This is a genomic window from Thiohalocapsa halophila (assembly GCF_016583825.1).
GTDB classification, from domain to species: domain Bacteria; phylum Pseudomonadota; class Gammaproteobacteria; order Chromatiales; family Chromatiaceae; genus Thiohalocapsa; species Thiohalocapsa halophila.
Map to the genome: position 1 here is coordinate 30,491 of NZ_NRRV01000034.1, position 23,834 is coordinate 54,324.

Annotated in this window: 14 protein-coding genes; 3 read left to right on the plus strand and 11 right to left on the minus strand. The window is 64.0% G+C overall.

Annotated features, from left to right (window positions below):
- Positions 1-214: 214 nt before the first annotated feature.
- The 10 genes from CKO31_RS14555 to CKO31_RS14600 all read right to left on the minus strand — a co-directional run bounded on the left by CKO31_RS14555 (position 215) and on the right by CKO31_RS14600 (position 16,464).
- Positions 215-985 carry a cephalosporin hydroxylase family protein gene (locus CKO31_RS14555; protein WP_200238815.1) on the minus strand — a complete coding sequence of 257 codons (771 nt, stop codon included), beginning with the start codon at positions 983-985 and terminating at the stop codon, positions 215-217.
- Between the two features lie 325 nt (positions 986-1,310).
- A complete protein-coding gene (locus CKO31_RS14560; RefSeq protein ID WP_200238817.1) occupies positions 1,311-2,153 on the minus strand; it encodes an NAD-dependent epimerase/dehydratase family protein in 843 nt (280 codons plus the stop codon).
- Positions 2,154-2,224: 71 nt separating this feature from the next.
- On the minus strand, positions 2,225-3,451 hold the full coding sequence (locus CKO31_RS14565) for a class I SAM-dependent methyltransferase (RefSeq protein WP_200238820.1): 1,227 nt from the start codon (positions 3,449-3,451) through the stop codon (positions 2,225-2,227).
- Positions 3,448-4,014 carry a dTDP-4-dehydrorhamnose 3,5-epimerase family protein gene (locus tag CKO31_RS14570; protein WP_200238823.1) on the minus strand — a complete coding sequence of 189 codons (567 nt, stop codon included), beginning with the start codon at positions 4,012-4,014 and terminating at the stop codon, positions 3,448-3,450. Before CKO31_RS14570 ends, CKO31_RS14565 begins: the two co-directional genes overlap by 4 nt.
- A 27-nt stretch (positions 4,015-4,041) precedes the next feature.
- Positions 4,042-5,130 (minus strand): CDP-glucose 4,6-dehydratase, encoded by a 1,089-nt coding sequence (gene rfbG / locus CKO31_RS14575; RefSeq protein WP_200238825.1) that lies wholly within the window; start codon positions 5,128-5,130, stop codon positions 4,042-4,044.
- Positions 5,130-5,903: a glucose-1-phosphate cytidylyltransferase gene (gene rfbF / locus CKO31_RS14580; protein WP_200238828.1), complete on the minus strand. Its 774-nt coding sequence runs from the start codon at positions 5,901-5,903 to the stop codon at positions 5,130-5,132. Before rfbF ends, rfbG begins: the two co-directional genes overlap by 1 nt.
- A 161-nt stretch (positions 5,904-6,064) precedes the next feature.
- Positions 6,065-7,318 (minus strand): ABC transporter ATP-binding protein, encoded by a 1,254-nt coding sequence (locus CKO31_RS14585; protein ID WP_200238830.1) that lies wholly within the window; start codon positions 7,316-7,318, stop codon positions 6,065-6,067.
- Positions 7,319-7,322: 4 nt separating this feature from the next.
- On the minus strand, positions 7,323-8,234 hold the full coding sequence (locus CKO31_RS14590) for an ABC transporter permease (RefSeq protein WP_242475387.1): 912 nt from the start codon (positions 8,232-8,234) through the stop codon (positions 7,323-7,325).
- A 427-nt stretch (positions 8,235-8,661) separates the two neighbouring features.
- A complete protein-coding gene (locus CKO31_RS14595; RefSeq protein WP_200238833.1) occupies positions 8,662-12,360 on the minus strand; it encodes a S8 family serine peptidase in 3,699 nt (1,232 codons plus the stop codon).
- Positions 12,361-13,656: 1,296 nt separating this feature from the next.
- The gene (locus CKO31_RS14600; protein ID WP_200238836.1) at positions 13,657-16,464 is read right to left on the minus strand and encodes a beta strand repeat-containing protein; all 2,808 of its coding nucleotides are present in this window, start codon (positions 16,462-16,464) and stop codon (positions 13,657-13,659) included.
- A 643-nt stretch (positions 16,465-17,107) separates the two neighbouring features.
- Between CKO31_RS14600 and CKO31_RS14605 the strand changes: the two genes are divergently transcribed.
- From CKO31_RS14605 to CKO31_RS14615, 3 genes are all read left to right on the plus strand, one after another.
- Positions 17,108-18,625, plus strand: coding sequence for a helix-turn-helix domain-containing protein (locus tag CKO31_RS14605; protein ID WP_200238839.1), 1,518 nt, complete (start codon positions 17,108-17,110; stop codon positions 18,623-18,625).
- Positions 18,626-20,593: 1,968 nt separating this feature from the next.
- A complete protein-coding gene (locus CKO31_RS14610) occupies positions 20,594-21,103 on the plus strand; it encodes an MBL fold metallo-hydrolase (RefSeq protein WP_322789148.1) in 510 nt (169 codons plus the stop codon).
- A gap of 780 nt (positions 21,104-21,883) precedes the next feature.
- Entirely contained in the window at positions 21,884-22,189 is a 306-nt protein-coding gene (locus tag CKO31_RS14615; RefSeq protein ID WP_200238843.1) for an MBL fold metallo-hydrolase, read from the plus strand.
- A 312-nt stretch (positions 22,190-22,501) separates the two neighbouring features.
- On the opposite strand, the gene CKO31_RS14620 is transcribed toward CKO31_RS14615, so the two are convergent.
- Positions 22,502-23,014 carry a DUF1640 domain-containing protein gene (locus CKO31_RS14620; protein WP_200238845.1) on the minus strand — a complete coding sequence of 171 codons (513 nt, stop codon included), beginning with the start codon at positions 23,012-23,014 and terminating at the stop codon, positions 22,502-22,504.
- Between the last annotated feature and the right edge of the window lie 820 nt (positions 23,015-23,834).

The following is a 23,834-nucleotide window of genomic DNA, read 5'->3' on the forward strand; positions in this document are numbered from 1 at the left end:
TATCTCCCGTAACCCCCAGTTGCGCCTCGCCGACACGCCCAAGGCGTGTCTGCTCCTGTGTTGCCAGGGCCGAAACAACACCTTAGTGCCGAAGTCTCTCCAGAGGCTGCGGAGTGTTCCTGGTAATCGATAGCCACTAAGCCCAGTTGCACGTTGATCGCAAACAGGGCTACGGCCGGACTAGCGTCGTTAGCCAGATATAACTGTTCTTGTCTCAGTAGTTGCGCCGTAGGAAGCCGGAAGGCGCAACGGTAATCAGGAGTTTGTTATCCATTTCCGCATCGATCGTGAATCCTGAATGACGCTTTAGGTAATCCCTTAGGGCAGTCTTTGGGTTGTTGCCAGGGCCCCATGGCCGATCCGGATAGGTATCGGCAGGGAAGTCATCAATGATTGTATCGAATACAACACAGTAGCTTCCGACGCTGGTCAGCGGAGCATATGCCTCCAGCTCCGCCAACACGTGCTCATGGGTGTGGTTCGAATCGAGGCAAACCATGATTCGAGAATAGTTCGCCGAGATGTCTTGAACCTTGCGCACAACATCGGGCGCAATCGAGGAGCCTTCAATCATGTCGATGCGATGAAACATTGGATGGGCTTCGATTGCGGCGCGGTTGTGTGTCCTGATGTCGATATCGATTCCGAGCACACGTCGACGAGGGACAGCCGGGTCGAGTGTCGCGTTCTGCTCAACGGCATCGCAGTAATCGAGTAGTGCGAGCATGGATGCAGTAAAGATGAGCGACCCGCCGTGCGCGATGCCGGTCTCTATCACCAAGTCCGGTTTGACCGACCAGATCAATTCCTGCATCCCAACGATGTCCTGGGGGTACTGGATGATGGGTCGGCCCTGCCAGGAAAAATTGTAACAGTACTTGGGCTTCGTTGAGGCCAAGAGAAATTGTTGTGCGGCATCGATGAGTGATGCGTTGAGTCCATTTTCCGCGACGCGCAGTGCGACTTCTTTATCGAACGCGCTCATTGGACAACTCCGATGTATTCGAAAAGGTTCTGGGATAGCGCGACACTATGCGCAAGACAATTCACCGTGGTACGGTAATAGTGACCGGGACCCTTCAGCGCGTCTACGCATTATTCGCTAAGGTCAAACTGGGGATTCGGAGTGCCGAGTTAGGGAGCGTGACCTACCTGGACCAATACCAGCGCGAGGAATTGTGATGGTGGAGTCTGCGGTTTCGCCATAAGGCGCAATCCGCGCCGTTGGAGTGTGCTGGTGAGTCTGCCTGGATCCCCGGTTCCCGGCGGCGGACGCCATAATTCACACAGAACGAGGGCGGACGCGTTATTCATCGCTCTTGAACCTCCTCGCACACACCAACGACGCAGGCGGGATCGAACAGGTTGTCCGGCCGCGCACCAAAGCGCAGTAGGTCCCGGCGCCCGTAGACGTCCGCAATCCCCTCCGCCAGTTGGCGGACTGTCACCGGGACACCGGAACAGATGTTCTCGGCACCTTCCCGGCTGCTCAACGCGATGTCCGCAATCATGCGGCCCGCATCTGCCACGTCGAGAAAGTCTCGAATCTGCCGACCACTCGTAAGGTCCACAGGCTGCCCCTGGCTTAACTGCCGATGCAGGTGAGGCACAAGGCGACGCGCGTCCTCGCCCTCACCAAAGAGATAGAAGAGTCGGCACCAGGCAAAGGCCAAGCCGGCAGCGGACAGGGTCTGTGACAGCAGGAGATAAGTAGACGCCTTGCAGGCCGCGTACAGGGTATTCGGCTTCAACGGCGTATCGACTCGCAGCATTCCGGCATCGGCATCATATTCTGCGCATGTCCCTAGGCCGACGAATCTTTTTCCACCTGCGGTGGCGAACGCCTTCGCAAGCGCAATCGTGCCCGTCAGGCAATCCAGATTTCGCTCCGCAGTCAGATATTTCCCCGGCTCGGCATACCAAGCTGCATGCACCAGGGTCTCTGTGCCGCTGAGCAAATCGGACAACCGAGCCTTGCTTTCGGCAAACAGATCCTGCGTCGTCACAATGTCGAGGCTCGAGCTTGCGTGTAGTAGCGCCGAATCGAGTTTCGCTGGCTCTCGCACGATGACGCGCACGCGAGCGCCACGGGCAAGCAGAGCTTTGAGTATTTGCGAACCCACAAAGCCTGTTGCGCCCGTCAGTGCGATCATTCGTTGGTCCTTTGCAGGATGTGGCTCGGTTGGAGCAGCGCCTAGCCGGCTGGCGCGGTAGTGATGGGGTATCAAGAAACGTCCAAACTGGGCACCGCAGTTACGAAGCCAGCCCCCCAATCACGCGCGTAGGCGAGTTGCTGCGTTACCTCGTTTTTCAGGTTCCAAGGCAGAATCAGGATGGCGTCCGGCCGGGTTTCGGTCAGGCGCTCTTCCCCCACGATTGGTATGCGGCTGCCTGGCAGGTAGTTGCCCTGCTTGGCGGGATTCCGGTCCACCACGAAGGGCAGCAGGTCCGGCCCGATGCCGGCGTAGTTTAGCAGGGTGTTGCCCTTGGCGGCGGCGCCGTAGCCGCCGACCCCTTTGCCGTCGCGCGCGGCGTCCAGCAGAAATCTCAGCAGGTCATTCTTGACCCGGTCCGCGTTGGCCTGAAAGCCGGTGTAGCCGTCGAGGCGCTTGAGCCGGGCTGTGTGCTCCCGTGTGAGCAGGTCGTCGACGCTGGACTGGCGCGGCCGCTTACCGAGGTCTTGGCGTTGGGCGTAGACGCGCAGGCTGCCGCCATGGGTCGGCAGCTCCTCGACGTCGAAGACACTGAGCCCGTTGGCGTTGAAGATACGCTCGACGGCGAGCAGCGACAGGTAGGAGAAGTGCTCGTGGTAGATGGTGTCGAACTGGTTCTGCTCGATGAGGCGCAGCAGGTGCGGGAACTCGAAGGTCGCGACGCCCTCCGGCTTGAGCAGGCGTGCGAATCCGCCGACGAAGTCGTTGATGTCCGGCACGTGGGCGAGGACGTTGTTGGCGGTCATGAGGTCGGCCTGCTGACCCTGCTCCGCCAGTTGTTCGGCCAGCTGCACGCCGAAGAACGCCTCGACGATCGGGATGCCTTTGTCGCGGGCGGCGTCGGCGGTGCTGCGGGTCGGCTCGACCCCTGTGCAGTGGATGCCGCGGGCCTGGACATATTGGAGCAGGTAGCCGTCGTTGGCGGCGATCTCGACCATGTGGCTGTTCGCATCGAGGCCGAAGCGCTGGACCATGTCCGCGACATAGCGCTCGGCGTGGGCCAGCCAGGTGCTCGAGAAACCGCTGAAGTAGGCGTAGTCCGCGTCGAAAAGCTCATCGGCGCGCGCGAAGTCCGCCGTCTGCACTAGCCAGCATTCGGTGCAGACGAGCACGCGCAGCGGGTACCAGGCCTCCGGCGCCCACAGGTCCTCCGCGCTAAGGTAGGCGTTCGACGGCGGCGCGCTGCCGAGATCGATAAAAGGCAGTTCCAGTGCGGCGTGGCAGTGGCGACACTTCATAGTCTGATGCCGGCGAAGTCGGTGGCGATGGATAGATGCGCGCGATCTCGGGCGGACATCTCGGTCACCGGCAGCGGCCAGTCGATGGCCAGGCGCGGGTCGAGGGCATTGACAGCGCCTTCGGCATCGGGCTGGTAGGCGGCGGTGTGCAGGTAGATCAGCTCGCAGTCGTCCGTCAGGGTCTGAAAGCCGTGGGCGAAGCCCTCCGGGATCAGCAAGGTCCGGTGATTCTCGGCGCTGAGGTATTCCCCATGCCAGCGTAGGAAGGTCGGTAAGCCCTGGCGCAGATCCACTGCAACGTCGAATACCTGGCCGCGCAGGCAGGTGACCAGCTTCATTTCCGCGTGCGGCGGGTGCTGGAAGTGCATGCCCCGAACGGTGCCCGCCTTGCCGGTGAGCGTGTGGTTCATTTGCTCGATCCGGCGCTCGCCGATCATATCCCTTAGCTCGTCGCGGCAGAAGAGGCGCTCGAGGTAACCACGCTCATCGCCGAGGGGGTGGCGCTGGAGCAGCATCAGCTCGGCAAGGGGAGTCCGGGTAGCGGTGAAGCGTGTCGCGCTCATAATGCGGGGGCCACGGGGTCGCTGGCCTTAGGTCGGTTGCACGCCCAAGTAGGCGTCAAGGTCCTCCGCACAGAGCGCGGCGGCCGATTCGCCCTGTGCCTGGCGCCGGTACCAGCGCATGGTGCGCTCGACACTGGTGCCGAGCGACCAACGCGGTGCGATGCCGAGCCGATGCCGCGCCTTCGCGACCTCCAAGGCCAGCCAGCCGGCCTCGTGCGGCCCGTCGCTGCCGTCGCCCCAGTTGACATCCCCCTTGCCGTAGCTCTCGCGGGCCAGGGTGATGACTTCGCGCACGGTCGCGGCCTCATGGGTCTGGGGGCCGAAATTATAGGCGCCAGCGAAGGCTTTCGGTGAGTCCCACAGGCGCTCCGCTAGGACGAGATAGGCACAGAGGGGCTCCAGGACGTGTTGCCAGGGGCGGATGGCCATGGGGCGACGCACGTCTAGCGATTGCTGCCCCTCCCAGGCGCGGACCGCGTCGGGGATGAGCCGGTCTTCGCTCCAGTCGCCGCCGCCGATGACATTGCCGGCGCGGGCGGATGCTACGGCAACGCCCTGCCCGGCCAGGAAGGCATCGCGATAGCTGGCGATGACCATCTCGGCGGCCGCCTTGCTGGCACTGTAGGGGTCGTGCCCACCGAGGGCGTCGGTCTCGCGATACGGGAACGCCTGCTCCAGGTTGCGATACACCTTATCGGTGGTGATCGCAACCACGGCACGCAGCGCGCTCAGCGGACGCAGCGCATCGAGCAGGCTCGCCGTGCCCTGGACATTGCTTGCGAAGGTGCCGAGCGGATCGCGGTAGCTGGCGCGCACCAATGGTTGGGCCGCCAGGTGAAAGACGACCTCAGGGTCGGCCTCGGCCACGATGCCCTGCAGGGCTTGGGCATCGCGGACATCCGCAAGGTGGCTTGCGGTCAGCTCGCCGACGCCGGCCAAGTGGTAAAGGTTGGGCTGGGAGACGGGGGCCAGGCTAAAACCGGTCACGCGCGCCCCCATCCGATGCAGCCAGATGGCGAGCCAGCCGCCCTTGAACCCCGTGTGCCCTGTGACCAGCACACGCCGGCCCGCCCAGAAGGACGGCGCCGGATCCGCGCGCGCTGCGACGGGCTCCATCAGACCCAGACCTTCCAGGGGGCCTGGCCGTTATCCCACAGGGACTCGAGATGGTTCTTGTCGCGCAGGGTGTCCATCGGCTGCCAGAAGCCCTGATGCTCGTAGGCCATCATCTGCCCCATCTCGGTGAGCTGTGCCAGGGGGCGGCCCTCCCAGGAGCTGTTGTCGCCGTCGATGAGGTCCAAGCATCTTGGGGACAGCACGAAGAAGCCGCCGTTGATCAGGCCGCCGTCACCGCGCGGCTTCTCGACAAAACCGGTCACCTGGTCGCCTTGGCGCGCCAGCGCGCCGTAGCGACCCGGGGGCTGCACGGCGGTCACCGTGGCCCAACGGCCGTGCTCTCGATGGAAAGCGATCAGTGCGCGAATGTCGACATCGCTGACGCCATCGCCGTAGGTGAAACAAAAGGCATCGTCGTGCCTTACGTAGTCCGCGACGCGCTGGAGCCGGCCCCCGGTCAGCGTGTCCTCACCCGTATCCACCAACGTCACCCGCCAGGGCTCTGCCTTGTGCTGGTGCACTTCCATGCGATTGTTGGACATGTCGAAGGTGACGTCCGACATGTGCAGGAAGTAGTTCGCAAAATACTCCTTGATGACGTAACCCTTGTACCCGCAGCAGATTACGAAGTCTTGCACGCCGTGGGCGGAGTAGAGCTTCATGATATGCCAGAGGATCGGCTTGCCGCCGATCTCGATCATGGGCTTGGGCTTTAGGTGTGTCTCCTCGGAGATGCGTGTGCCGAGGCCACCGGCGAGGATTACGGCTTTCACCAATTTGCACCCAGATACTAAAGGTTATCTAGACCGCTGTAGCTGCTCGCTGGATCAGTAGGAGCAAACGCGCAAACGAATGGCATCGCGGTGTGGTCGCAAAGCCGTATAACTCAAGAACTTCAGCCCAAAACCTGGCACACCGCATGACAAGCATGCGCCTAGTTAGCGTTATGCGAATCGATCTCAACACGACATGGTAGATGAAACGGCGCCCACTGCGTGCCCCGAAAGCCCTGGACCTTGAATCTTGCGCAGTTCTTGTAGAGGGCTAAAGTCTGGGAGAGCTCGTTTCCACCGACATCCCGATCAAAGGGCTCCGCCAATGCAATGTTTAGAGAATACTCGCCATTCGTTAGTAGACATTGGGGAACATTGATGCGTATACGCATCGACTCACCTGTATTTCGGAATTCTTGCTCGAAGTTGTTCGACGCATACTGCGCGACCGGCTTCATATCCTTATCGACAATAGAGAATGCCACATAAAAAGCCGAGTGACCTGCGTCTACAGTTGCGTCCATCTCTATGTATAAATCATCCTGGTAGCGAAAGCTAGGAACGTCATCCTCATGATCTCCTCCGCGGTCGCAGCCAACTCGGATATTATGCAGCTGTGCCTTCTCGTTAAACTCGATCATCATCGGCCCACTATCGAACATATCCAAATACTGCTCGATACCAGAGGCCACATCGTTTCCCAAATACACGACATGACCGTTTTTCAGCAGAGCGACGCTACTGCACACGCGGGCGACCACCGTCATCGAATGACTGACGAAAACGACCGCACAGCGCGACAGCAACTCCGACATCTTGTTGTAGGACTTGATGCGGAACCCCGCATCACCCACCGCCAGCACCTCGTCCAGGAACAGGACGTCCGGCTCCAGGTTCACGGCCACGGAGAATCCCAGCCGCACCTTCATGCCGGAGCTGTAGTTCTGTACGGGCATGTCGATGAAGTCCTCAAGCTCCGAAAAGGCCACGATTTCATCGAACTTCTTCTGGATCTCGGCCTGCGAGAAACCGAGCACCGAGCCGCCGATATAGATATTTTCGCGTCCCGACAGGATCGGGTTGAAGCCTCCACCCAGCTCGATTAGCGCTCCGACACGGCCGCGGGTAAGGGCGCGGCCGGCATCGGGCTTGATCAGACCGGTCAGCACCTTGAGCAGGGTGCTCTTTCCCGCGCCGTTGCGGCCAAGCAGCCCGATGCATTCGCCCCGCTTGACCTCGAAATTGATGTCCCGCAGCGCCCAGAACTCCTCGGGCCGCAACTCGTCCAGGTGGGCGTGTGCTCTTCCCCGCAGTTCGTTGCCCAGATCTTGTACGCCATACCAGAGGGAGCGCTTCAGGCCACGACAGAACTTCTTGGAAACGCCCTCGACCTGGATCAGTGTATCTTCGGCCATGGGGTCAGGCGCTCATGCGCTCGATGAGAATCGGCATTGCCAGGCGATAGACGATCAAGACCGCCGCCAGCAACAACAGGGCGAGCAGGTTCGCAATCAGGAACCCTGCGAGATAGTCAGCGGGCATGGCCGTGAGCCAGTCGCGCGCGGTGAGGAGGATCGGCGACACTGGGTTGAGCATGAAGACCACCGCGGCCACGCCTTCCTTGGGCATGGCGAAGACCACCGGGGTGAGGTACATCAGGAACTGCATCAGCAAGGGCAGGCCCTTGCCAATGTCGGTGTAGAGCACACCGATTGGGGTGAGCACGAGGCCGAAGGCGGTGCCGAAGAGCACTAGCGACAGCAGGGCGACAGGAAACAGCAACAGGCTCCAGCCGAGCTCGATTCCCATCAGGGGCAGCACGGCGAGCAGCAGCGCGACCTTGATACCAGCGTTGAACAAAGTCTGATATACCCCGGACACGAGTAGCGCCTCACGCGGAAAGTTGAGCTTGGTCAGCAGCGACTTCGCGGCAATGGTGGTCTGCAACGGCGCGTTGACGGCGTCCATGAAAATGGCCCAGAGCATGGTGCCGGTGAACACATACACCGGGAAAGGCAAGGCGGTTTCCGCCATGGCGACAACGCCGGAACTGTTCAGAAAGATCCAGGTGAGCGTATTGGCCAGGGGCAGGATGAAGGCCCAGAGGATGCCAAGCGCTGTTTGGCGATACTGCGCGCTGATGTCGCGCACCGCAAGCCGCCAGGCCAACTCGCGTCCGGTATGCAGGTCCGCGAGCATCTCCCGCAGCATCCGGGCAGGGTGTTGCAGCCGGCTCTCCGGGGTGTAGATGGTCACCGGGAGCGCCGGGGTATCGTGATCAGCGGACATCAAAGAGATTTTGATCAATGGCAGAGTGAGCCGGGGCCGCATGCATCCCTTCGCTGGTCGCGCACAGCCCGAGGGCCGTTCCCCGCACTAGCCCGACGCCGCGCCCTCCGGGCGTTGCAAGCTGGAAGGCTTAGAAAATCGTCGGGCCGTCGCGCGGGCTGGCGTCGGCTTGGCCCCGCTTGGCCGCATATTGTAACCATTTCCGCCGGGTTGGTGGCCGGGCTGGGATCGACCTTGACCGCAGCGCCACCGGTACGGCGGTCGTCGCAGTGTTCGCGTCGGGCGGTAGCAAGCGAGATTGTGGGCGTATGCTACGCGTTCAGCGGCCTCCTGGGCCTCGCCCGCCAGCCCAATCCTTGAGGCACTGCGTCAGTTGAGGTGCCCGTAGACAGAAAAAGCGGGAGACCATGCCTCCCGCTTCCGCTTCCATCCGATACCAGAACAGCCTGACCAACAAACCGATCTGTCCTTATGGCTGGTTGCTCTTCCCGAGCTGATCGAAGGCCAACCGACCGCCGTAGGCGTAGACGCCGTAGCTGATCAACGTCTCGCCTTCCAGGTTCAGATCGGCCGCCGGCACTTCCAGCCGCACCCAGCCACCCGCCGAAGGCAGATCGCCCATCGGCAGCCGTGCGGCGGTCCCTACCTCACCACCAAGTCTATGCAAAATCAGATCTTCACCCCAGTACGGACGATGATCGCCGCTACTCGCGAGACCGCTGTCGTCCTGGAAGGTCAGCATCAGCGACCGCGGCATGTTCTCCGGATCCAGCCAGACGTAGACATACAGCCGATCACCCGCCTCGACGGTCAAACTCTCCGCCGCTGACGCGCCGTTCGCCGCATGACGGTGCTCCCCGCTGTTCACCGGCGAATACACTGCCCGGTTGCCCGAGTACGGCGATACCAGACCACTCTCCGACCAGCCCCAACCATACTCGGAGTACAGCCTCATGCTCGCCGGGTCCGCGTCCTCGATCCACACGGTGTCTTGCGATGCTACCGCAGTCGCCGTGAAGTCCTGCGCGGTCACGTCCGATTGCACGTCGGCGAACGTGCGCTGCGCCGGCTCGACGCTGTAACCCGAGGCCGTCGGCGCGATGCTGCCGCTCCAGCCCTGGGTGACCTCGCAGCTGTAGTCGCCGTTCGCGTCCGTGGCGGTGCAGACGGCACCATCGGCACTGGCCATCTCGATACCGGACAGACCGACACCACCGCTGGTGACTTGCCCGCTGATGCTGTAGCCGGTCACCGGCTCGACCGGCACACTGCTCTTCCCGAGCTGATCGAAGGCCAACCGACCGCCGTAGGCGTAGACGCCGTAGCTGATCAACGTCTCGCCTTCCAGGTTCAGATCGGCCGCCGGCACTTCCAGCCGCACCCAGCCACCCGCCGAAGGCAGATCGCCCATCGGCAGCCGTGCGGCGGTCCCTACCTCACCACCAAGTCTATGCAAAATCAGATCTTCACCCCAGTACGGACGATGATCGCCGCTACTCGCGAGACCGCTGTCGTCCTGGAAGGTCAGCATCAGCGACCGCGGCATGTTCTCCGGATCCAGCCAGACGTAGACATACAGCCGATCACCCGCCTCGACGGTCAAACTCTCCGCCGCTGACGCGCCGTTCGCCGCATGACGGTGCTCCCCGCTGTTCACCGGCGAATACACTGCCCGGTTGCCCGAGTACGGCGATACCAGACCACTCTCCGACCAGCCCCAACCATACTCGGAGTACAGCCTCATGCTCGCCGGGTCCGCGTCCTCGATCCACACGGTGTCGTCCATGGCGATGGCTGCGTAGTCTTCTGCGACAAGGTCCGCCTGCACATCCGTATAGCTCCGGGACGCTGGCTCGAAGCTATAGCCCGTCGCGCTCGGCCAGACATTACCGCTCCACCCTTGCGGCACCGTGCAGCTGTAGGAGCCGTTGTCATCTGCTACGGCACAATTCGCGCCGTCTGAGGCGACCATGTTGAGGTTAGCCAGCGCGGAGTCCGCAGTGATCGCGCCACTGATGGAGACCGGTGCTTCTACGGCCATGGTCAGCGCTTGTGTCGCAACTGTGCCCTGCGCATCGGCCACAGCGACGGTGACGAGGAAGTTGCCAGATTCGGCTGCAGCCCCGGCGATCTCGCCGCGTGCGGCGTCCAGACTCAAGCCCGCCGGCAGGGAGCCGTCAACGATGGACCAGCTGTACGGCGGGAGGCCGCCCGAGGCAGCCAGAACCGTGCTGTAGTCTTGGCCGAGCACGGCAACCGGAAGTTGCTGCGTTGCGATGGCCAAGCCGGCGCCGTCGTGCTCGAAGCGCACGGCATCCGCGACAAGGCGGCCGCCGGATGCATCAGAGAGATCGACGTAGGCGCCTTGGCCAGCCTCGAAGAAGAAGGTTCCAAGTGCTTGCCAACGGGCGGAGCCGGTCGTCTGATTGAGGACGAAGGTATCCACCCCGCCTGAATGACTGACGGTCGCGTCGATCGCCGAGCCATTGCCGGAGAGCACCGGCCAAGTGGCGGAGACGGTATAAAAGCCGGCGGTGGGCAAGTCGGGGCTGAAGCGGACAACATTCGGGGCTGCTGCGGTGTCTCCCTGTAGGGCTTGGCCGCCATAGCCGTCCGGGTCGTTCTTGACGCTCAGCTCGCCATCGACGACCGTGACTGCCCCGTTATGCAGCTGGTCATCAACGATGACTGTGATCGGCGGTGTCGCATCAACCGCGTCCGCGGCCGCTGCGAGATCGATCCGTGGCACACGGTAGGCGCCGCCATACATTGCGGCACCGGTCTGCTGCAGCGCGGCGATGATGTGATCGACGCTGAGATCGACGCCCTCAAAGCCCGCTTTCTGCCGGAGAACGGCTGCGGCGCCCGCCACGTGCGGTGCGGCCATCGAGGTCCCGTTCATCCACTTCATCTCGCCCTTTAGATAGGCGGATTTCACGCTCTCACCAGGCGCATGCAGGGTCATGGCCGGTGTTTCGTTGGAGAAGCTGGAGATGCTGTCGCTGTCGTTGGTGGAGCCGACGCTGATGACGCTGGAGATGCAGCCGGGTGAGGAGAGCCCTTCGGAGCTGCCGTTGTTGCCGGCTGCCACCACGGTGGCGACGCCGAGGGCGCGGAGGTCATCGACCACCGCTTTGGTCGCGGATTCCCAGCTGTCGCACTGGGCGGTGGTGCTGTAGATGCCGCCGCCCAGGCTCATGTTGACCGCGGCGATGTCCCGGGTCTGCGCGAGGCGCAGGACGTGCTCCAGGCCGCGGATGATGTCCGAGTCATAGGCACCGACCAAGTCGACGCTGCCGTTGCCGTCCATATCGCGGCCGATGAAGACGTTGACGGGGATGATGCCGGCGCCGGGTGCGACGCCGACCTCGCTGCCGTTGCCGGCGGCGATGCCGGCGACGTGGCTGCCGTGGCCGCACTTGGAATCGCAAGCTTCCGCAGCGCCGTCACCGCAGGCCGATTCGGAGATCGGGCTGCCGTTGCTGTCCCGGCACTGATTGAAGCCGCTCGGGCAGAGCGAGACGTCGTAGGCGTAGATGGCGTTGGAGTAGCAGGCCGCGGTGTCGGGCACGATGTTGTCTTGCAACATGGGGTGGTCGGAGTCGACCCCGGTGTCGAGAATCGCGACGTCGTAGCCGGTGCCGTCCCAGCCGGAGGCTTGGGCGACGTCGGCACCGATGACTGATCGTGTGGAGGCCAGCGAGAGCTCATTGAAGTCGTCCGGCGTGATGTCGAGCACGTCCGGCGAGGCCGCCAGCTCTGCGAGCAGTGCCGCGTCGACCTCGACGGCCGCATAGGGCACGAAGGAGAAGCCCTTGGCCTGCCCGGGCGCGAGGTTGTGCCGCTGCACGAAACGCTGATGCGCCTGCGCTACCGCGCGCTTGCGCTCGGCCAGTTGCTGGCCCTTGGTGCTCGGCGCGCCGCCCGCCATCTGGCCCCGAGGGGCGCGCTCGGGCGCCGGGGAGGTCGCGGCGTCCACCGCAAAACGCACCAGCACCCGGGCGGTTCCCTCTGCCTGCACCGCCTCTTGCAGCACTTGGTGCTTGGCGCCGAGGCCGGGCGTATGCTGTTGTACCGGTCCCTGGGGCACACCGGCGACGCCGGTGAACACCATTGCCAGTACGATTGCCGAAATTGCTCGAAGTCCGTGGTGCTGCTGTGCGTTCATGCCTCTACTCCCGCGTTCGTCTTGCCGTGGCGCGCCACTGCTGTTGGCGCCCCTACGCGCAAAGGATCGGAAGATCCCCTAGCGTCGGCCGAGACGGGATTCACAAGCGGATAAGCGGAGATCTCACCAGATGCTAGAAGCGTGACCCAGGTTTTATCTGGGGAGAATGCCTAGTTTATCTGGTCGGTACATCCTATGCGGCGGCTTGTGCTGGCCGTCACAGTTGAGCTTTGCGTGTACGCTGCGGGCAAAGTACCGGCGCCCGGTGCGCCCATCGCGTGGAGTGACTTGGGCGGCAGGATCGGCTCAAGCTTGTCGCTCGCTCGCGCCGCGGGAGCGGGCTGGCGCTCGCCTGCTCAGGCATGCGGGCGCTGCGCGTCTGGAGGGTCGGGCGCTGAAGCGGATGTACGGGTGTGTGCCGGCGCCTGGGCGTGGCGAGGCTGGGGTCGGCTGGCTCCGGGCTTGCCCCGGTTGCGGGGACTGGTGGAGGGGGACGGGACTGCTTTGTCGGTCTCTGTCAGGTCGCGGTTCGCGTTTGCGGTGGTCGGCGCGCCCGCGCGGCCTCCTGAAGTTGGGGTCAGTCATGGCGCCCATGAAGCAGGGCGTGACGAACGAGAGACAGGTAGGGGCTGGCTTTGCTGGGGCTCACTCACCGGCCTCGAGCATCACTGCAACCACAGCAGCGGTCGTCTGCGTAGTGAGGCCATGCTGACCTGACGGCACCAGGGCTGGACGCCCTGGCTACGCACGGGGCCTTGATCGTAAGCACGGTCAGTAGGGTGGACGAGCGATAGCGAAGTCCACCGAGCAGCGCGGAATATGGTGGACTGCGCTTCGCTTGTCCACCCTACACCCTGCGCCTATCCGCGTGGTCGGACTTATGGCCAAAGCCCACTCACCGGGCAGGTGGCGATGCGCACTTGTGCATGCTGCTGAGCCCCGTCGTGCTCTTTGTGGCTCCAATAGCGGATCTAGGTTGGTTAGCTTGGGCTGACGGGTCTGGATTATGAGCCAGACCATGTGCTGCTGGTGAGGTCTGCGCAGCCGGGGCTTGATCGGAACGCCGTTCATGCGCGGGCGGGCGCTGCGTAGTCAGAGCTTCCAGCCCCGATGGTGTCACAGGCTGAGATGGCCTGACTACACAGTCAGCGGGCGGGGTGGTCGGCGTTGTGAGTAAGGCCGGCTCTGCCGACATGGGTACCGCCGGCGCTGCTGCGGCTCACCGCCCCGGACATGACAAGCCCCCGCGGGCGGGGGCTTGTGGGCATTGCCTGAGCTAGTTGCGGCTTGCGGGTTTTAGGCTGCTCGGCGCTTGGCGCGGAGCTGTAGACCGCCCCATAGGAGTGCACCGATGCCGATCAATGCCAGCGGCGCTGGTGCTGGGACATCATTGCGGACCCAGGCGATTTGGCCGTTGTTCCCGAAGTCATAGTCGAGGTCATAGAACGTCGTCAGCGCGTCTGGTGCAGTGAAGTCATCCACGCCCAGTGGTGAGCCCGACAGGGTTCCGTACTGCGCAAAGACATAAGCGGCAACGTCTCGATTCAGGCGGCCGGCAAGACTGAACTCCACGAAGGCGTCGCTGATGTCGAGATCGCTGCCAACGCCAACGATCAGCTTGTCGATCATGGTGCCGGCGATGTCGATTTGGAGCGTACCGTCGAGATTAAGGTCCCCGCTGATCTCAAGCTCGCCGACCGTGCCGAAATCGTCCGGTGTCAGCTCCGAGCCAGAGGCTGCGACAACGTTACCGTCGACCAGGCCGTTGCCCTTGAGCTGCTGGCCGGAGTCCAGGTCCAGGGTGCCGGTTGTGGGCGAGGTAATCCCGGTTACGTCCAGCTCGGCGTCGCTGAGGACCTCGTACACCATGCTGCCGTCCAAATTGCTGGCGTCGCCAGCGAGGGCCAGCACGCCCTGCTCGGAGGTGATGGTGCCGTCGGTCATGGTTGCGTCGGACACCGTCCAGGTGCCGTCGCCGCTTTTGACGAGCTGGTTGCCGACTTCGTCGAAGGTGAGCGCTGCAACCGTGCCGTCGCCGCTGCCGCCGAGGTCGAGGATGCGGTTGCCAGTGGCCAGCGACGAGGTAATGCCGCCGTCGAGATCCAGCATGCCGCTGGTCGAGGAGATGGTGTAGTTGTCGTCCGTGGTTGATCCCGAGTCGTCCTCGAGCGTCACGGCGCCGCTGATGGTGTTGCTGTTGGACACATTCTCAAGGTGCACGCCCATGTTGCTGCGGGCGATCAGGTCGAAGGCTTCGCCGACGGTGATGCCTCCCTCAAGCTGCACGCGACCGCTGCCGCTGACGGTGGTGTCGCCGTCTGTGGTGCCCAGTGCATCGTCGTTCTGGATGTTCAGCGCACCGGCTTGAACCTCTGTGGAGCCGGTGTAGGTGTTGGCCCCGCTGAAGGTTTGGGTGTTGCTGCCGTCCTTGACGATGTTGACCGAGGCTCCGGTGCCGGTATCTTGAATTGTGCCGGCGAAACTGCCCGCGGTCGGCGTGCTGTTACCCAGGGTGAGGGTGACGGCGGCGGGGCCTGTGTTGTCGACGACACCGGTGCTCGCGCCGTCGAGGGCGCTGATGGACGCGTCGTTGCCGTTGAGGTCGAGGCTGCCGTCGACAATGAATTTACCGCCCTGATCGGCGCGGTCGAACTGGCTGCCGGCCTGCTGCTGCAGCGTACCGCCGCTGGTGACGGTGACATCACCCGACGTGGTCAGGGTGTCGGCGATGTTCAGCTGGCCCGCGTTCACGGTCACCGTGTCCGTGTTGGTGGTGCCAGCAAGCGTCCAGGTACCGCCGTCTTCTTTCTCCAGGGCATTGCTGCCGCCGCCGGCGAGATTGATGTTGCCCGTGACCGTGCCCGTGCTGGCGCCGCCGAGGTTGAGGATTGAGGCTTCAGTGCCGGTGAAGGCTAGGTCGCTGGAGACGTCTAGGTCGCCGCCGGAAGAATCGATGGTGAAGATGGCCGGGTCGTTGCTATCTGCCGTCTCTTGGAGTGTGAGCGGTCCGCTGACTGTGTTGTTGCCGGCGATGTTGTCGATATGTGCGGTGTCGGAGCCGCGGCCCTCCAGCGTGACGGCATAATTGATGTCCGTGTTGTCCAGCTCCACCGTGCCGGAGCCGTCACCGGTGATGGTGACAGCGCCGGCGCCGAGGCTGGCGCCAGCGGCGAGGCGGAGTTGGCCGTCTTCGATTGTCGTGCCGCCGGTGTAACTGAAGCCGGTGCCGGAGAAGATTTGGCGGGTGTCTTCGGTTTTGCGTACCGACAGGGCGCCACCGCCAGTGCCGTCTTGCAGGGAGCCAGAGAAGCTATTGTTGGTGCCACCTTGAATTGTCAGCTCGGCGGCAGTAGCGCTGGCGTTTTCCACCGTGCCGTCGCCGGCTAAGCCGGCGATGGTATTGTCGTTACCGTCCAACTCGACGGTACTGCCCGCGGTCACGATAATGTCGCTGTTGGGAGAGAGAGCGCCGGGCGCGCCAGCGCGGAGTATCACACCCCTGTCGCCGCCGGCGTTGGGGGTAGTCTGAAGCGTCGTGGCCCCGGAATAATCGTTGTTGGGGTTGAGTAGGACGATCTCCCCAGAGTCTCCGGCAGTGGAAACAAGCGTCATCCCACCACTTCCAGTGATGCTGGAATTGAAATCGATGCCGCGACCCGGGTCGGCAGCGTTTATGGTACTGGTTTGCTCCAAGGTGACCAAGCCGCTGAGAGTTGATCGTAGCCCTGATTGTCCACCAACTACTGTGGCACCATCGCTCAACACCAAACCGTCAGAGCCGCCAACACTGTTGACCGTAACGATGCCGGAACCCTTGAAGACGAACAGCCCACCATTCACAGTGAGCTGATCACCCGCGAAGGTAAAATCGCCCGTGCCAGGGGGGGTATTTATCCTGAAGGACAGAGTCTCGTAGGACTGCCCGGGTACCGGAGCGGTGTCGTCTTCCCAATTTCCACTTTCATTGAAAGAGTACACCCCGTTCGGCGGATCACTGCCATCCATAGCGATTGCTAAAGCGTTGCTGCTGCCCAGCGCTACCATCAAGCCGATGAGTGAGCTGGCCGTCCGCGCCGCCGGCCGAAACGATTTCCGCGTTTGCATCACATTACTCCCAAGATTTGCCGGGCGCCGAGGTAGGGTCGGCGAACGAGTTGTTATGACTCTGCTTTGCTGCTCTGCGTTTCAAAGTAGGTTCGAGCCGGGCCTGGCGCTGCTGCCGGAGGACCTTGCCGGATTGCCCGGAGGTCGCGAGCAGGTTACGAGGGAGCCCCTCGCTCTATCCTGGAGTGCCCAACACTCAATCATTACTGCCCCACAAAGCAAAACTAATGCCACAAATTGCTTGAGCCTTTGAAACAGTATCTTACGACCATGCCGGCTTCCGGGCATCCAGCGAAGATCGAACTCTGTAAAAAAAACTGACAGTCTCCTGTCGCTCGGTGAGCCGAGTCGTCGGCGGTATCAGAGCCTGGCTCGTAAAGAACCGGGTCAGATCGACACGCAAGCCCCATAAACCGCTCTTTTTCATCATTTACGGCATCAAAGGGCAACTCCGGGCGCCTCGTGCCAGGACTTTACACGAACGTGGAAGGCCAACGCGAGCCCTTGCTTGGAAGAGGGCGCTCGGCATCGCGCGAGCGGCATCCCAAATCTGGGGACGGTAACCCTAACCCGGCGAAGCCGGAACCAAACAGGGCGGATCGACTATCGTTCGGGGTAAGCACCTCAGCAACGGAGTCGAGCGATGAACCCCTTCGTCGAGCAACACCGGGACGAGATCGGCTGCGTGCTCTCGTGCTTCGACCGGGTCGTGATCACAGGCACCCTGCCGGACATCTGCCACGCCCGGGCGATGGCGGGCTACCTCGGTGGGCGCGGCATCCGCCTGTTCGACTATGCGCACTGGGCCGAGCCGCTGCGCGATGAGATCCGCGCGAACGCCGATCGTCTGGCTGCCGAGGCTGGGCTTGAGATCGAATTCATCCGCAAGCTCAAGGCGTTTCGCAAGGAGGATCGGGTCCAGCAGATCCTCGCCGAGCGCGGCGACCACCCCGGGCTGGTGCACATCTTCTCCGCCATGGAGGCCTGCTCCTCCTATCGTCCCTGGCATGACAAGGCGAGTGGCAAGACCTTCTTCAAGCCGATCAGCGGCAAGTGCCTGCACTACTACTTCTACTTCATCGACGCGCAGTTCGGCCTGTGCTACGTGCGGGTGCCGACTTGGGCGCCGTTTCGCCTGCAGGTCTACTTCAACGGCCACGGTTGGCTGGCGCGGCAACTGACGCAGGCCGGCATCGCGTTCGACACCGCCGACAACGCCTTCCTGCACCTTGCCGATCCCGCCGAGGCCCAGCGCTTGGCGGACAGCCTCGATGCCACCGCGCTGCATCGCCACCTCGATGCCTGGGCACGGCGCTACTGCCCCGTCGTGCGCCACTTCCGCAACGGCGTGCACTGGAGCTTCATGCAGGTCGAGTACGCCACTGATGTGGTGTTCCGTCGCCAGGCGACCTTCCAACCGTTGTACGAGGCGATCGTGCGCACCGCCGTGCATGTGGTCAAGGCCGAGCAGGTCGCCACCTTCCTCGGCCACAAACTCAATGCCAACTTCCAAGGCGAGGTCGGCAACGACTTCTCCACCCGCATCCAGGGCACCCGCATCCGCCACCACATGGGCCCTGCCAGCCTCAAGCTCTACGATAAAGCCGGCATCATCGCGCGTGTGGAGTGCACCGCCAACGATGTCTCCTTCTTCAAGCACCACCGCCACGTGGAACAGCGCAACGGCGAGCGTGTCTTCAAGCTCGCTCCACTGCGTAAATCGATCTACAGCCTCGGCGATCTGCGCCAGCTCATGCACGCCGCCAACGAGCGCTACCTCGCCTTCATGGCCTGTCTCGACAACCCCGACGCGGCGCAGAAGGCGCTGGCGAAAATGGCCGCACCGGTCAAGATCAAGGGCCGCTCCTACCGCGGTTTCGACCTGTTCCTTGACCCCGACTACCGCCTGTTCCTCACCCTCGCCCGCGGCGAGTGGTCCATCTCCGGCTTCCGCGCCGGCGACCTGCGCGCCCACATCGCAGGGCTCACGCCCGCCCGCGCTTCCTACCTGATCAAGCGCCTGCGCACCCACGGCCTGATCAAGAAGGTCGCCCACACCTACAAGTACTTCTTCACCAAGCTCGGCCGCCGCGTCGTCATCACCGCACTGGTGATGCGCGAGTACTTCGTGCAGCCCAGCCTGGTTAGGGCGGCGCTTTGAACTCTTCACCGGTTTGTCGAGGATTTTGGAGGTAAGGGACTAATCGGCTCAGGGGACCGCTCGCGCCGCGCTACTCAACCCTGGCAGCGGGACCCGCCCGACCCCAGCACCGCACGCTTGGGGCAACCCGGGCCAGACCACGTTCTCGCCGCCCAGGAGCGCACCGCCTGCCGAACAGCGAAGCGCTTCGTCCGTAACCTGTCGGCGGATTGGGCGACCATCGTGACTGCGATCCGCCTGGGTCCGCCAACGGTTCGCCGGGCGGAGCCGCTGTAAGCTGAATTTTACACCTGGCGTGAGCACGCGGTGCGGGCGCCGCCATCCCGGGTATCGGGAAAAGCCCCTGGTCGCCGTGCGCCGGGCGCAGCTGCCACCAGCGGCGCCCGGGGCTGGGCGGCGCCTGAGCGGTAGGAGCATTGCCGCTGGGCCGTGCAGCTGGGGACCGCGGTGCTCGGGTATCGGGTGGCGGCGGCGGCGCAGCGGGAGCGGTCGGCGCAAGCGGCCGAGTGCCGTCGGGGCTGGCACCCTTGGTGTGATTCGGGCTTCGGCGGCCCTCGGCTGGCTTTTGCGGCGCCCTGCCCGTCGAGCAGGCGGCTGCGGCCGGTGCCGGCGCTGGTGGCGGCGATGATGCACAGGGTCTGGCGGTGCATGGCGGTGCGGAGGTGGGGCGCGGTGGACTTTGGGGGCCCGCGGCGCTGGTCGATGTCCTGTGGCCGCGGCGGCTGCGGCCTGCGCGCGTCCGTGGCGCGGGCCATGTGTTCGGTTCGGGCAGCCCTCCTCCGGGGCGCGCTCCGGGGCGCGGATGGCGTTCACGCTTGAGCCTAGAAGCGGCGTCTGACCGCTTTGTTGCTGCTACAAGTGTCTGCGCGAATTGAGTATTCCTGCCGGGTGACGGCTCAGCTTGCGGCTGCGGGCCGCTACGGGCGCCCTGGCAGGCCCGTGCGGCGCCCTGCTGCGTGACAACGCGTTGGAATCGGTTGGCTATTGTGCCTGGTTGTGGCTTGCTGGCCGGTTTGGGATCAGGCCTGCGGGATGCATCCTGGGGGCCGTTCAGCTGCCGTTGTTAGGTTGAAGGCAAGCGTGTGGGGTTGTTGGGGGCTTTGGTGGGCTGGTGGTTTGGGGGGAGCATGGCGGCGACAGCCGGCCGCGGGGTTGGGGCTGGCGTTTGTCGCGGCAGGGATGCCGCTGCTCCCAATGGCCGGCGGGGCGCTGGCGGTGCCGGTAGGGCTTTGGCTGGGGTGTCAGGATTTTTTACAGGGTTGGGCTCAGGTGATCCCGGACGGTGGAGCGCTGGACTGGCGCCTGTCCTGCTGTAACGGTCGTTGACTGCTCCGTCCCGGCTACAAGTCTGGTCGGCATCAGGATCAAGGCCGGCCGGGATCGCCTCTGTTGGTGCTGAAGTCGCGGCAGGGATGGTGCTACCACGGTGGGCCCCGGCGCTGTGGGAGCGGCATCCTTGCCGCGACGTGGGCCTTGACGCTGGCCGTCGCGGCCGGAGGCCGCTCCCACGGTGGGCGCCGAACTTTAACTCTTCAAAGCAGATACGTCGTGCAGCGGCTGAGCTGCGCAGCGGGACCTGTTGGATTTGATCACCGGCTTGTATGTGCTTGCGCTGGTGGCGATGCGTGGGCGGCGGCGGGGGGTGTCGGGATTTTTTACAGTGTTGGGCTCGCTGAATTATGGGGACGGTTACCTTAATTGGTCGGTATGGATGCCTCTTGTAGAGCTGGCCGCTCCGTGGAAGACGGGGTGGACTGCGCTTCGCTTGTCCACCCTACGCTCGCTTGTCCGGCCTGCGCTTTGCTTGTCCGTCCTCGCTTCGCTTGTCCGGCCTCGCTCGCTTGTCCTCGCTGCGTTTTGCTTGTTCACCGTGCGCTTCGCTTGTCCGCTGTACGGGCTGCGGGCCTGCGTTGTATGGGCTTCGGCGTTGTGCTCGGGCTGCGGTGTACGCTTTTGGGGTCATTGCGGGTGACCCTGCCGCTGTCTGACGCTGTGAGCGAAAGTGGCATTGAGACCAGGCAGATTTTCCACCGCGGCGCCGTCGACGGCGTCACCGGCTCCTGCCAGCAGCTGACGCTGGATGACGGGCGCGCTGTGCTCGTCGACTGCGGGCTGTTTCTGGGTGCCGAAGCCGGGCCGGACGGCGCCTGGGCGGAGCAGTTGGAGATGGGCTTTGCCGTGGCGCCCATCGCGGCGCTGGTGGTGACCCATGTGCACATTGACCATGTCGGTCGGCTGCCGTATCTGCCGGCGGCCGGGTTCCGCGGGCCGATCCTGTGCAGCGCGGCCTCGGCGGCGCTGCTGGCGCTGGCACTGGAAAGCATTGGCGCCGGCGGATGCGCTTTGCTTGTCCGCCCTACAAGTGTTGACGTTGTTCGTGAACCCTTCAGAAAGACGACTGCGTCCGCGATGATAGGCATCGGGCACCGAGCGCCCAGGGACGCTCGTTGCGCAGGCACCGCGAAAACGGCGGCCTGATGCTGGTCCCGGTCCTCGCACAGGTTAGCGTGTATGCCGGGCCGCAATCCTGACACGGCCTGTTTTCCGTGAGACGCCGCTCTGTTCTGACCGCATAGTCATACTTCAGGGTGCCCACATGCGCCACGTGTAGCTGGCGGAAGCCAAGGCAAAGCTCTCCGGATTGCTCGCCGCCGTCGAAGCGGGCGAGACGGTCGCCAGCATGCGCCGAGGCCGAGTCGTTGCCAGATTGGTGCCGGAGGCGCAGATCGTCAATTATGGGGACGGTAACCTTAATTGGTCGGTATGGATGCCGCTTGCAGCGCCGGCCACTCCTTGGAAGACGGGGTGGACTGCGCTTCGCTTGTCCACCCTACGCTGCGTTTGTCCACGCTACGCTTCGTTTGTCCGCCCTGCGCTTCGTTTGTCCGCGCTACGCTTGGTTTGTCCGCCCTAGGCTTCGTTTGTCCATCCTCCGGTCGAAAAGCGTGCTTATCGGGAGCACAACGCGGCTCGCCTGGCGAAACTGGTCGAGAGGATGGAAGTGGCGCCACTGGATGGCCGGGTCAGCCGAACGGACGCGGAGATCCGAGCCCATCTGGAGCGCCTCGGCACCCCGATCGGCGCCAGTGATTTCTGGATCGCCGCGCAGGGTATCGCGTTGGGTGCGGTCGCCGTGACGGACAACCTCGCCGAGCTTGCGCGCGTCCCGGGCCTGCTGACGGAGAATTGGCTGCAACCCCGCCTACGATCTTGCAGGCCAAGGCCCGAGAGCGCCGCGGGATCAGGCGGGGAGCACCCATGCACAACCACCACCACGTCGGCGTCGGGCGCGTCACCGGCTCCTGCCATCAGCTGACGCTGGATGTCGGCCGCGCTGCGCTCGTCGACTGCGGGCTGCTTCAGGGTGCCGAAGCCGGGCCGGACGGCGCCTGGGCGGAGCAGTTGGAGATCGGCTTTGCCATGGCGCCCATGGCGGCGCTGGTGGTGACGCATCTGCGCATGGACCCTGTGGGCCGGCTGCCGTCTCTGGCGGCGGCCGGTTACCGCGGGCCGATCCTGTGCAGCCCGGTCTCGGCGGCGCTGGTGCCGGAGGATGCGCTGTAAGGTGGGCTTTACACCCAGCCGGCGGCTGAGCGACATTACGGGGACGGTAACCTTATTTCGTGCGTCAACCTTGGTCCCGGCGGTCCGGGCGCACGTCGCCGAATTATGGTGACGGTTACCTTAATTGGCCGGTCTCGATGCCGCTTGCAGAGCCGCCCACTCCGTGGAAGACGGGGTGAACTACGCTTCGCTTGTCCACCCTACGCTTCTGGGATATGGGGATTTTTGACTCTGTGAGGCTCGGTTGGTCCCGGTGGTTCGGGGGCGCGGGGCGCCGGATTGGGCTCTGCGAGACCGGTGCTCAGCCGTTTGCTAGGCGAGCAGCCAGTCGAGCAGGCGAATGAGACCAGTCACGGCACCGATGGCGCCGATGATCCAGATGGTCTGGCGGTGTATGGCGGTGCGGAGGTTGGCCTCGGTGGATTTGAGGTCCACGCGGACTTGGTCGATCTCCTTTTGCAGGCGCAGCTCGACCTCTTTGATTTCTTTGCGGACCAGCTCGATCTCGCCTTGGATCCGCAGCTCGACCTCCTTCATCTCTTTGCGGACGACTTCGATCTCCTTGCGGACGCCTTCGATCTCCTTGCGGACGCCTTCGATCTCTCCCTGTAGCCGCAGCTCTGCTTCCTTCATCTCCTTGCGGACGACTTCGATCTCTTTCTGGAGCCGCAGCTCCGACTCGCGCACGTCTGCACCGCGGGCGATGTCTGCCGGTTGCGGCCATCTCTCTTCCAGCGCCCGGATCGCGTCCACGAGCAGACGAAAGCGGGTGCGGTCGTCGGGCGCTTCGTTGATCTGGTCGTAGAGCTCGAAGGCGAGGGTCATGGGAGGGGACGTGGGGCTGTGTTGAAGGGCTGATATGTTTTGACGCTGGCGTCTTTCGGGTCTGCTTGGATCATAGCAGAGGCCCGCGGCTGAGCCGGCGGGGGTGGTGTTTGTCGCGGCCAGAGGCCGCTCCCACAGTGGCGCCTGACGCTGTGGGAGCGGCATCCCTGCCGCGACGTGGGCCTCGACGCTGGCTGTCGCGGCCAGAGGCCGCTCCCACAGAGGCCCTTGGCGCTGTGAGAGCGGCATCCCTGCCGCGACACGGGCCTCGAACGCGGCTGTCGCGGCCAGAGGCCGCTCCCACAGCGAGCCCTGGCGCTGTGGGAGCGGCATCCCTGCCGCGACCGGGGCCTCGAACGCGGCTGTCGCGGCCAGAGGCCGCTCCCACGGTGGGCCCTGGCGCTGTGGGAGCGGCATCCTTGCCGCGACATGGGCCTCAACGCTGGCTGTCGCGGCCAGAGGCCGCTCCCACGGCGGCCCTTGGCGCTATGGGAGCGGCATCCTGGCCGCGACACGGGGCTCGGCGCTGGCTGTCGCGGCCAGAGGCCGCTCCCACAGTGGCCCTTGGCGCTGATAGGGGTAGGGAAGGCTTGCGCCTCCCCTCCCTCCGAACCGTGCGTGCAGTTCTCCCGCACACGGCTCTCCAGTCGGTTGTTTCCTCATCGGGATTGGCTCGCCGGCAGGAGCACCATTTCGGGTGATCGACTCCGGGCCAGCGCAGGGGACGCCCGCAGGCGTCGCGTGGACCCCGTTGCCAGGGCCGCCAACATCCGCTCCGTCCACACCGGCGGCTCGACCCGGCGCCACTCGCGTGGCTCGC